Genomic DNA, 10,171 nt, shown 5'->3' on the forward strand with positions numbered 1-10,171 from the left:
GCCAAGCAGGCCGGCTGATGGCGGGCAAAACGATCATCCGTTTCGACGGCGTCACAAAACGCTTTGGCAAGATGGTGGCGGTGGACAATGTCGATCTGGAGGTGCGCGAAGGCGAGTTTTTCGCGCTGCTGGGCCCGTCAGGCTGCGGCAAGACCACCTTGCTGCGCATGCTCGCCGGCTTTGAGGTGCCATCCGAAGGCCGCATCCTGATCGACGGCCAGGACGTGACCGCCACCGGCCCCAACCGGCGGCCGGTCAATATGGTGTTTCAGAATTACGCCGTGTTTCCGCACATGAGCGTGGCCGAAAATGTCGGTTACGGCCTCAAAATCGATGGCGTTGCCGCCGGCGCACGGGCCGAGCGGGTGGCGGCGGCGCTGGCGCTGGTCAAGCTGGATGGGCTGGGCAATCGCCGCCCGGATCAATTGTCAGGCGGGCAGCGGCAGCGGGTGGCGCTGGCGCGCGCTTTGGTCAAGCGCCCGCGCGTGCTGCTGCTCGATGAGCCATTGTCGGCGCTGGATGCCAAGCTGCGCGAAGCGATGCGCACCGAGCTGTGCCAGTTGCAGGCGCAGGTGGGCATCACCTTCGTGATGGTGACGCATGATCAGGATGAGGCGCTGGCGCTGGCTGATCGCTGCGCCGTGATGAACCGCGGCCTGCTGCAACAGGTCGCCAGCCCGTCGGACCTGTATGAATTCCCCGCCAGCCGCTTTGTGGCGGATTTCATCGGTTCGGTGAATATGCTGGAGGGCAGGCTGGTGGTGGATGAACCGGATCATGCCGAAGTGGCGGTGGCAGGCCTGGCGCAGCCTATGTTCCTCGATCACGGCGTCACTGGCGCGGCCGGCACCACGCTGTGGCTGGCGCTGCGGCCGGAAAAGATCGAACTGCACAAGGCCGCGCCGGTACCGCCGCATCTGGGCGACGCGCCGGCCGGGCGCAACGCGGTCGCCGGCACCATCACCCACATCGCCTATCTGGGCAGCGAGAGCCTGTATGAAGTGTCCTTGCCGGACGGCCAGAAATTGAAGGCGCTGCGCTCCAATCTCACCCGCTGGGATCAGGAGGATTTTGCCTTGGGGGAGCCGGTGTGGCTGGCGTGGCATGCCTGTTCGCCGGCGGTGCTGCTGTCATGAGACCGGTTTTGGGCATCATCTGCTGCACGCGCACCGTTGGCGTGGAGCCGGCGCAATCGGTGATCAATCGCTATGTCAGCGCGGCCATGCGCCATGCCGATTGCGCCGCGTTGCTGGTGCCGGCGCTGCCCGATCTGATGACGGCCGCCGAAGTGATCGGCCGGCTGGACGGCGTGCTGCTCACCGGCAGCCCGTCCAATGTGCAGCCCGGCCTGTACGGCGATCCGGAGCCCGGTGATGCGCCATTTGATCCGGGCCGCGATGCGATGATGCAGGGGCTGGTGCAGGCGGTGTTGGCGCAGGGCAAGCCGCTGTTCGGCATTTGCCGCGGCCTGCAGGAAATCAATGTGGCGCTGGGCGGCACGCTTACCCGCGCGGTGCGGGACCATCATGCGCCAGATAACGCCGGTTTCATGGCCATGTTCGATCACCGCCATGATGTCGCGCTGGCGGATGGCGGCGTGCTGGCCCGCGCCTTTGGCCGATGCAGCCTGAATGTGAATAGTGTTCACTATCAAGCCATTGACCGGCTGAGTTCTGATCTTGCGGTCGAAGCGGTCGCGCCCGACGGCATGGTGGAGGCGGTATCCGGCCGGATTGGCGCAGCGCCGGTTCTGGCCGTACAATGGCACCCGGAATGGGCGGCTGACAGTGATGCCGATTCCGCGCTGTTTTTTCAGCTGCTCGGCCGGGCGCTGCGCGGTTTGCCGCTGATTTACGGAGATTGAAGCCATGACCCCGCTAGCTGCGCCCCCACCTGCTACCCAGTTGCGCAACCACGATATCGCCGAACTGCGCCGGCTGGATGTGGCGCATCATCTGCCGCCGCAGCAGGATTGGCAGGCCGTGGCCGATATGGGCGGCAGCCGCATCATCGTGCGCGGCGAAGGCTGCACCATTATTGATGGCGACGGCGTCCGCCTGCTCGATGGCATGGCCGGGCTGTGGTGCGTGAATGTCGGCTATGGCCGCGCCGAACTGGCGGAGGCTGCGCATGCCCAGATGCTGGAATTGCCCTATTACAACGCGTTCTTCAAAACCGCGACGCCGCCGGCCGTGATGCTGGCCGCCCGATTGTCCGGGCTGCTTGGCGGGCATTTTTCGCACATCTTCTTCAATTCATCGGGCAGCGAAGCCATCGACACGCTGATCCGCATCGCGCGCCATTATTGGCAGGTGCGCGGCCAGCCGCAGCGCCACGTGATCATCGCGCGCACCAACGGCTATCACGGATCGACCATCGCCGGCATGAGCCTGGGCGGCATGGCATCGATGCATGCGCAAGGCGGGCCGTTGTTGCCGGGTTTCGTGCATGTCATGCAGCCCTACAAATTCGCCGAGGGCTTTGACGAGACCGAGGACGGCTTTGCCGTGCGGGCCGCGCAGGCGGTGGAAGACGCGATCTTGGCGGCGGGGCCGGAAAATGTCGCGGCGTTCATCGGTGAACCCGTGCAGGGCGCCGGCGGGGTCATCATTCCGCCCGCCGGCTATTGGCCGCGCGTTGAAGCCATCTGCCGCAAATATGGCGTGCTGCTATGCTGCGATGAAGTGATCTGCGGCTTTGGCCGGCTGGGGCAATGGTTTGGCCACCAGCATTATGGCATCACGCCCGATCTGGTGACCATGGCCAAGGGCTTGTCGTCGGGCTATCTGCCGATTTCGGCGGTGGGCGTGGCGGATTTCATCGTTGATGTCATCAAATCCCACCCCGATGATTTCGTGCACGGCTATACTTATTCCGGGCACCCGACCGCCGCTGCCGTTGCCTTGAAAAATCTTGAGATCATCGAGCGGGAAGATCTGATCCGCCGCACCCGCGAGGACAGCGGGCCGTATCTGGCGCAGCGCCTGGCCGAACTGGCCGGCCACCGGCTGGTGGGGGAGGCGCGCAGCCTTGGCTTGATCGGCGCTGTCGAAATCGTGGCGGAGCCCGGCACCAATCGCCGCTTTGGTGGGGGCGGGAAGGCCGGGATCGTGCTACGCGATATTTGCATCGCCAATGGCTTGATGGTGCGCGGTGTGAAAGATTCGATCGTGATGAGCCCGCCGCTGATCATCAGCCATGCCGAAATCGACCGGATTGTCGATACGATTGCAGCCGCGCTGGACCAAGCCGAACCGGCGCTGCGGAGTTTGTGAAGGAGGCCGTCTGATGGCCGATATTGGCGACTGGGTGCGCGACAAGGGCATTTCCGAAGTGGAATGCCTGGTGCCCGATATGAACGGCGTGCTGCGCGGCAAGGTGTTTCCCGCCGCCAAGCTGGTGCAGTTTTCGCGCAACAACGCGCTGCGCCTGCCATCATCGGTGTTCTCGCTGACCATCACCGGCCAATATGCCGACGTGGAAGAGCATGTGGAGGCCTATTCCGATCCGGATATGGTGCTGCGCCTTGATGCCTCCACCCTGTGCGTGGCGCCGGGGTTCAAGACGCCGACGGCCTATGTGTTTGCCGATGCCCACCACAGCGACGGCACGCCGTGGGCATCCTCGCCGCGCCACCTTTTGAAACGGGTGATGGCCCTGTATGAAGCACGCGGCTGGCAGCCGGTGATGGCGCCGGAGCTGGAATTTTACCTCACCGCGCCCAATCCCGATCCGGATATCCCACTAACGCCGCCGGCAGGCCGCTCCGGCCGTGCCGAAACATCATCGCAGCCCTATGGCCTCGAAGCGATCACCGAGCACGAAGACCTGATCGAGGCGATTTACGAATATGCCGAAGCGGCGGAGCTGAATCTGGACACGATGATCCACGAAGCCGGCACGGCGCAATTGGAAATCAACTTCGTGCACGGCAATCCGGTGCGGGTGGCCGATCAGGTGATGCTGTTCAAACGCATCGTCCGGCAGGTGGCCTTGAAACACGGCGTCTATGCCACCTTCATGGCCAAGCCGATGGAGCATCAACCCGGCAGCGCCATGCACCTGCACACATCGGTGGTGGATATGGCCGATGGCCACAATCTGTTTGCCAACAGCAATGGCAGCGATGCGGCGCTGTTCCGGCATTTCGTGGGCGGGCTGCAAGGCTATCTGCCGCAATTGGCGCCGATGTTTGCCCCCAATGTCAACAGTTTCCGGCGGATGCGGCCCGATCATGGCGCGCCGATCAACGTGCAATGGGGCAGCGACAATCGCAGCTGCGGCCTGCGCGTGCCGATCACCGATCGCCACAATCGCCGCGTGGAAAACCGTCTGCCCGGCGCCGATGCCAATCCCTATCTGGCGATGACCGCGACGCTGATTGCCGGCTATCTGGGCATGACCGAGGAATTGGAGCCATCACCCAAAACTTCGGGCAACGCCTATAATTTCGAACGCACCCTGCCGCGCACCCTCGAAGCCGCCCTTGAGCGGTTCAATGATTGCGATCCGGTGCGCGCGCTGCTCGGGGATTATTTCTTTCGCAGCTTCACCGCCATCAAGGCCGCCGAACTGGAAGCATTCCAGACCGTGATCAGCAGTTGGGAGCGTGACCACCTGCTGTTGAAGGTTTGAGCAATCAGGGTTTGAACGGCCCGCTGGCCTTCGAACGCAGCTGGTATGCGGCCACGGCGCAGGCCAGCCCGCAGCAATCGGCGCTCAACGGCGATGCCAGCGCCGATGTGGTCGTGATCGGCGGCGGCGCCACCGGCGTGTCGGCGGCGCTGCACCTTGCGGAGCGCGGCGCGCGTGTTGTGCTGCTGGAGGCGGCGCAGATCGGCCACGGCGCTTCGGGCCGCAATGGCGGGCAGATTATTCCGGGCTTGCGGCAGGGCGCTGCCGAATTGCTCGGCAATTTTGGCGAAGTGCGCGGGGCAGCACTGTTTCATCTGGCGCTGTCGGCGCGGGGTCTGGTGGTCGATCTGATCGCCCGCCACGGCATTGCCTGTGATCTGGCGCTGACGGGCCATCTCACCACGGCGGTGCGCCCGGGCGATCTTGCCGGCTTTGCCGATGAGGCTGCGGCTGCTGCGCGGCTGGGCTATCATGACATGTCCGTGCTGGATGCCGGCGCGGCGCGCGGCGCGGTGGCCAATCCGAACCATGGTGCGTTGCTGGATGCCGGCGGCGGCCATTTTCACACCTTGAATTACACGCTTGGCCTGGCGCAGGCAGCGGCTGCGGCCGGCGCGCGCCTGCACGCCGCCAGCCCGGCGCTGCGGCTGGAGCGGCGCGCGGGCGGCGTGACCGTGCACACGCCGGCCGGGCGCGTGCTGGCCGCGCAGGCCATTTTGGCCGGCGATGCCTTGCTCGGGCCGCTGCACGCGCGCGTGAACAGCCGCATCATGCCGGTGGCCAATTATATCGTCACCACCGCGCCGCTGCCGGGTGGCGGTGCCGGGCTGATCCCGGGCAACCAGGCGGTGAGCGACAGCCGCTTTGTGGTGAATTATTTCCGGCGCACGCCCGATGGCCGGCTGATGTTCGGCGGCGGCGAACGCTACACCCCGCGCCCGCCGGCTGACATGGCGGCATTTGTGCGGCCGTTCCTGGAACGCAGCTTTCCGATGCTGGCCGGGGTGGCCATCGATCACGCCTGGGGCGGGCTGGTGTCGATCACGCGCAGCCGCTTGCCGGATCTGGGCCGCGATGGCCCGCTGCTGTGGGCGCACGGCTATTCGGGGCAGGGGGCGGTGCTGTCCACGCTGGGCGGTGCGCTGCTGGCCGAGGGGGCGCTGGGTGACAGCAGCCGCTTTGATCAATTTGCCGATGTCGCGCCGCCGGGCTTTCCGGGCGGGCAATTGCTCAAGGGTCCGCTGCATGTGCTGGGCATGTTGTGGTACGCGCTGCGCGACCGCACCGCCTGAGCGCCGGCTTGCGGCGCAGGACTTTCACCGGCGTTTGCGCTAAGGTAATTGGCGAAAAAATTTGGGGAGATGGTGCGTGCCTGATCTGTTTGAAAATCCGCTGGGTCTCGATGGCTTTGAATTTGTCGAGTTTTGCGCACCCGAAAAGGGCGTGCTCGAGCCGGTGTTTGCCGCGATGGGCTTCAGCCAGGTGGCGCATCACCGGTCCAAGGATGTGCAATTGTGGCGGCAGGGCGGCATCAACCTGATCGCCAATTATGAGCCGCGCAGTCCGGCGGCTTACTTTGCCGCCGAACATGGCCCGTCGGCGTGCGGCATGGGCTGGCGGGTGCGCGATGCGGCGGTCGCCTATGAAACGGCGCTGGCCCGCGGCGCGGAGCCGGTGGAATCGCGCACCGGCCCGATGGAGCTGCGCCTGCCCGGCATTCGCGGCATCGGCGGATCGATCATCTACTTGGTGGATCGTTATGCACCCGGCCTGTCGATCTATGACATTGATTTTGTGTATGAACCTGGCGCTGATTCCGCCCCGGTGGGTGCCGGCCTGCAGATCATCGATCATCTGACTCACAATGTTTACGGCGGCCGCATGGCGCACTGGGCGGCGTTTTACGAGCGCATCGCCGGCTTCCGGGAAATCCGCTTTTTCGACATCAAGGGTGAGTATACCGGCCTGACCAGCCAGGCGATGACCGCGCCCGACGGCAAGATCCGCATCCCGCTCAACGAAGAAGCCAATGGCGGAAAAGGCCAGATCGACGAGTTTCTGCGCGCCTACAATGGCGAAGGCATTCAGCATATCGCCTTTGCCTGCGATGATCTGCTGGCCGTGTGGGACCGGCTCAAGGCCATCGGCACACCGTTCATGACCGCGCCGCCGGCCACTTATTATGAAATGCTCGATGAGCGTCTGCCCGGCCATGGCCAACCGGTTGCGGCACTGCAAGCGCGCGGCATCCTGCTCGACGGCACCACCGATGGCCACACCCGCCTGCTGCTGCAAATCTTCTCGCAAACTGTGATTGGCCCGCTGTTTTTCGAATTCATCCAGCGCAAGGGCGACGAAGGCTTTGGCGAAGGCAATTTCAAGGCGCTGTTTGAAAGCCTGGAGCGCGATCAGGTGCGCCGGGGTGTACTTGTGGCGGAGCCTGCGCAATGATTCCTGCCCTGCAACGCATCCATCATGTCGCCTATCGCTGCCGGGATGCGGCGCAAACGGTGGCCTGGTACGAACGCACGCTGGGCATGGCCTACACCACCGCCTTTGCCGAGGATCATGTGCCGTCCACCGGCGACTATGATCCCTATATGCACGTGTTCCTCGATTGCGGCGGCGGCAATGTGCTGGCGTTTTTTGAACTGCCGAACCAGCCGGAGATGGGCAAGGACCCCAATACCCCGGCCTGGGTGCAGCACATCGCCTTCGAAGTTGCCGACGAAGCCGCGCTGCTCGGCGCCAAGGCGCATCTGCAAGGCCTGGGCATCGACGTGCTGGGGCCAACCTGGCACGGCATCTTCAAATCGATCTATTTTTTCGATCCCAACGGCCACCGGCTGGAACTGGCCTGCAACATCGGCACGCCCGCGCAGCTGGAAGAATTGCGCACCGTGGCCCCGGCCATGCTGGCGGAATGGGCATTGACCAAGCGCGCACCGCAACACGCCGCCTGGCTGCACCAGCCGCCAGCGGAATAGGCTGAGGCATCGGGGATGTTGGCGGAGTCGGAGGGATTCGAACCCTCGGTACCAGTTACCCAGTACGGCAGTTTAGCAAACTACTGGTTTCAGCCACTCACCCACGACTCCGGACGAGACGGTCGCTATAGCCATGCCGGGCGGGGCTTGGCAACAGGGATGGTGCCCAATGTGCCGGCGAATGCACGATAATCTGGCGGTTGCGCTGGCATCACCGGTTATCGATGTGCGTGGCGCAGAGAGCATGTTCGATATGCTCCACCCGGCAGCCACGCCCGGCGTCATCGACCGTTTACCGCCCGACTGCCAGATAGGCGAAGCCGTGCTTTGCCATTTCGCTGGGGCGGTAGATGTTGCGCAGGTCGGCGATGGCCGGGGTTTTCATCACGGACTTCACCCGGCCAAGATCCAGTGCGCGGAACGCTTCCCATTCGGTGACGATGGCCGCCACGTCCGCCCCTTCGAAGGCTTCGTAGGGCGTGTCGAAATAGGCGACATCCTTCAGCACCAACTGGGCTTGTTCGGTGCCTTCGGGATCGTGGGCGCGGATCCTCGCGCCGGCGGCCTGCAATTCCTGGATGATCGAAATTGACGGCGCATCGCGCATATCGTCGGTGTTGGGCTTGAAGGTCAGGCCGATGATTGCCACGGTTTTGCCGGCCACATCGCCGCCGGCCAGCTGGATCACCTTTTGCGCCATGCGGCGCTTGCGATCATCGTTCACCGCCGCGACGGTTTCGACGATGCGCACCGGCGAATTATAGTCCTGCGCCGTCTTGATCAGCGCCATCGTGTCCTTGGGAAAACAGCTGCCGCCATAGCCCGGGCCGGCGTTGAGGAACTTGCTGCCGATGCGGCCATCCATGCCGATGCCGCGGGCCACATCCTGCACGTTGCTGCCCACCGCTTCGCACAGATCGGCCATTTCGTTGATGAAGGTGATCTTGGTGGCCAGAAACGCATTGGCGGCATATTTGGTGACTTCGGCAGAACGGCGGCCCATGAACAGCAGCGGCGAATGGTTGAGGAACAGCGGGCGATACAGCTCGGTCATCACGGCGCGGGCACGATCATCTTCGGTGCCGACAACGATGCGATCGGGCTTCTTGAAATCGCCGATGGCGGCGCCTTCGCGCAGAAATTCGGGGTTGGATGCCACAGCGAAATCGGCATCCGGGCGTTCTTCGCGAATGATCCGCTCCACTTCGTCACCGGTGCCGACGGGCACGGTGGATTTGTTGACGATCACCACATAGGATTTGATCGACCCAGCAATTTCCCGTGCGGCCGCATACACATAAGACAGATCGGCATGGCCATCGCCGCGCCGTGACGGGGTGCCCACCGCGATGAAAATCGCTTCGGCGCCTTCGATCCCGGCGGCCAGATCGGTGGTGAAGCTGAGGCGGCCGGCCTTGACGTTGCTGGCGACCAGCGCATCCAGCCCAGGCTCAAAGATCGGCATGACATTGTTGTTGAGGCGGTCGATCTTGGACGGGTCCTTGTCGACACATACAACCGTGTGGCCGAAATCTGCAAAGCAGGCGCCCGACACCAATCCGACATAACCCGATCCGATCATGGCGATGCGCATATGAATTCCCCTGTTTGCCCAAACTCGCGTTACCGGGCGGCTAGCACAGCAGTTGCGCTGGCGCTACACGATGAACGACGATTTTGCCGTGAGTTTCAAGAATGGGATCAGCCTTTTGGCTCAGCCAGGGTTCATCCGGGCGAATGCAGTTACGATCGGCGCAAAGATACGGAGGAACCATGATATTTTTCCTGCAAATGCCATCGGCTGCGGCCAAGATGCTCATCGCTGCCATGCTGGTAACGGCGTGGCCGGCGCTGGCGCAAATAGCTGAAACGCCGCCAGCATCCGCCGCAACGCCGCCGACAGCCGCTGCGCCCGCTGCAAATGCCTATGCCGAAACCGATGTGCTGAAGGCGGCTGAGGATGTGTTTGGCAAGGGCGCCGAAGGCCTGGCGGAAATCGTGCGCAAGACGTTCAAGGATCAGGGCCAGCCTACTGCCTATATCGTTGGCCGAGAGTTGAGCGGCGCCTTTGTGGTGGGCGTGCGCTATGGCAGCGGCATGCTCAATCACAAGATCGAGGGCGAGCGCAAAATCCACTGGACCGGGCCATCGGTGGGCGTCGATTTTGGCGGCGATGGCTCCAAGGTGTTCGCGCTGGTGTATAATCTGAATGACAGCGAGGAAATCTTCCAGCGATTTGGCGCTGTCGAAGGCAAGGCCTATCTGATCGGCGGCTTCACCGCCAATTACATGCAGCGCGGCCGGGTAATCGTGGTGCCGATCAAGCTGGGCGTTGGTGGCCGGCTCGGTGTGAACGTCGGCTATCTGAAATACAGCAAGAAGGGCAAGTTGCTGCCCTTCTGATCGAGGCGGCACAGGCCGAAGTGAGCGTCACGCCCCCAGCAGCCGTGCCGCCAAGGGCGCGTGATAGGTCAGCACGCCCGAACACCCGGCCCGCCGGAAGCTCATCAACGCTTCCAATACCCCCTTGTTGCGATCGAGCACGCCTG

10 protein-coding genes and 1 tRNA gene are annotated in these 10,171 nt (G+C 63.7%); 8 read left to right on the plus strand and 3 right to left on the minus strand.

Annotated elements, in window-relative coordinates; genetic code table 11:
• Positions 1–17: 17 nt before the first annotated feature.
• From ABWP50_RS10475 to ABWP50_RS10505, 7 genes are all read left to right on the plus strand, one after another.
• The gene (locus ABWP50_RS10475) at positions 18–1,136 is read left to right on the plus strand and encodes an ABC transporter ATP-binding protein (RefSeq protein ID WP_353217945.1); all 1,119 of its coding nucleotides are present in this window, start codon (positions 18–20) and stop codon (positions 1,134–1,136) included.
• The gene (locus ABWP50_RS10480) at positions 1,133–1,864 is read left to right on the plus strand and encodes a gamma-glutamyl-gamma-aminobutyrate hydrolase family protein (RefSeq protein WP_353217937.1); all 732 of its coding nucleotides are present in this window, start codon (positions 1,133–1,135) and stop codon (positions 1,862–1,864) included. Before ABWP50_RS10475 ends, ABWP50_RS10480 begins: the two co-directional genes overlap by 4 nt.
• Before the next feature lie 4 nt (positions 1,865–1,868).
• Complete coding sequence (locus ABWP50_RS10485; RefSeq protein WP_353217938.1) at positions 1,869–3,275, plus strand: aminotransferase; 1,407 nt, start codon at positions 1,869–1,871, stop codon at positions 3,273–3,275.
• Between the two features lie 13 nt (positions 3,276–3,288).
• The gene (locus tag ABWP50_RS10490) at positions 3,289–4,635 is read left to right on the plus strand and encodes a glutamine synthetase family protein (protein ID WP_353217939.1); all 1,347 of its coding nucleotides are present in this window, start codon (positions 3,289–3,291) and stop codon (positions 4,633–4,635) included.
• Between the two features lie 11 nt (positions 4,636–4,646).
• Positions 4,647–5,927, plus strand: a complete 1,281-nt coding sequence (locus tag ABWP50_RS10495; RefSeq protein ID WP_353217940.1) for an NAD(P)/FAD-dependent oxidoreductase — start codon at positions 4,647–4,649, stop codon at positions 5,925–5,927.
• 76 nt (positions 5,928–6,003) lie between these two features.
• Positions 6,004–7,086 (plus strand): 4-hydroxyphenylpyruvate dioxygenase, encoded by a 1,083-nt coding sequence (hppD, locus tag ABWP50_RS10500; RefSeq protein ID WP_353217941.1) that lies wholly within the window; start codon positions 6,004–6,006, stop codon positions 7,084–7,086.
• Positions 7,083–7,622: a VOC family protein gene (locus ABWP50_RS10505; RefSeq protein ID WP_353217942.1), complete on the plus strand. Its 540-nt coding sequence runs from the start codon at positions 7,083–7,085 to the stop codon at positions 7,620–7,622. Before hppD ends, ABWP50_RS10505 begins: the two co-directional genes overlap by 4 nt.
• Before the next feature lie 19 nt (positions 7,623–7,641).
• Here the strand turns inward: ABWP50_RS10505 and ABWP50_RS10510 are convergent.
• Together ABWP50_RS10510 and ABWP50_RS10515 are read right to left on the minus strand one after the other, a co-directional pair.
• Positions 7,642–7,733: transfer RNA gene (locus tag ABWP50_RS10510), tRNA-Ser, on the minus strand.
• A gap of 181 nt (positions 7,734–7,914) precedes the next feature.
• Positions 7,915–9,216, minus strand: a complete 1,302-nt coding sequence (locus ABWP50_RS10515; RefSeq protein ID WP_353217943.1) for a UDP-glucose dehydrogenase family protein — start codon at positions 9,214–9,216, stop codon at positions 7,915–7,917.
• A 179-nt stretch (positions 9,217–9,395) separates the two neighbouring features.
• Here ABWP50_RS10515 and ABWP50_RS10520 point away from each other — a divergent pair, with 179 nt between their 5' ends.
• Complete coding sequence (locus ABWP50_RS10520; protein ID WP_353217944.1) at positions 9,396–10,025, plus strand: DUF1134 domain-containing protein; 630 nt, start codon at positions 9,396–9,398, stop codon at positions 10,023–10,025.
• Between the two features lie 27 nt (positions 10,026–10,052).
• Here ABWP50_RS10520 and ABWP50_RS10525 read toward each other — a convergent pair.
• Positions 10,053–10,171, minus strand: a 119-nt coding sequence (locus ABWP50_RS10525; protein WP_502951034.1) for a porphobilinogen synthase, incomplete at its 5' end; no start/stop codon positions are given.

Source organism: Sandarakinorhabdus sp. (assembly GCF_040398645.1).
GTDB lineage: Bacteria > Pseudomonadota > Alphaproteobacteria > Sphingomonadales > Sphingomonadaceae > Sandarakinorhabdus.

Bases quoted from the DNA above. Each gene is read 5' to 3' on its own strand.
- ABWP50_RS10475 (WP_353217945.1), top strand. From the start codon at position 18: ATGGCGGGCAAAACGATCATCCGTTTCGACGGCGTCACAAAACGCTTT.
- ABWP50_RS10480 (WP_353217937.1), top strand. From the start codon at position 1,133: ATGAGACCGGTTTTGGGCATCATCTGCTGCACGCGCACCGTTGGCGTG.
- ABWP50_RS10485 (WP_353217938.1), top strand. From the start codon at position 1,869: ATGACCCCGCTAGCTGCGCCCCCACCTGCTACCCAGTTGCGCAACCAC.
- ABWP50_RS10490 (WP_353217939.1), top strand. From the start codon at position 3,289: ATGGCCGATATTGGCGACTGGGTGCGCGACAAGGGCATTTCCGAAGTG.
- ABWP50_RS10505 (WP_353217942.1), top strand. From the start codon at position 7,083: ATGATTCCTGCCCTGCAACGCATCCATCATGTCGCCTATCGCTGCCGG.
- ABWP50_RS10515 (WP_353217943.1), bottom strand. From the start codon at position 9,216: ATGCGCATCGCCATGATCGGATCGGGTTATGTCGGATTGGTGTCGGGC.
- ABWP50_RS10520 (WP_353217944.1), top strand. From the start codon at position 9,396: ATGATATTTTTCCTGCAAATGCCATCGGCTGCGGCCAAGATGCTCATC.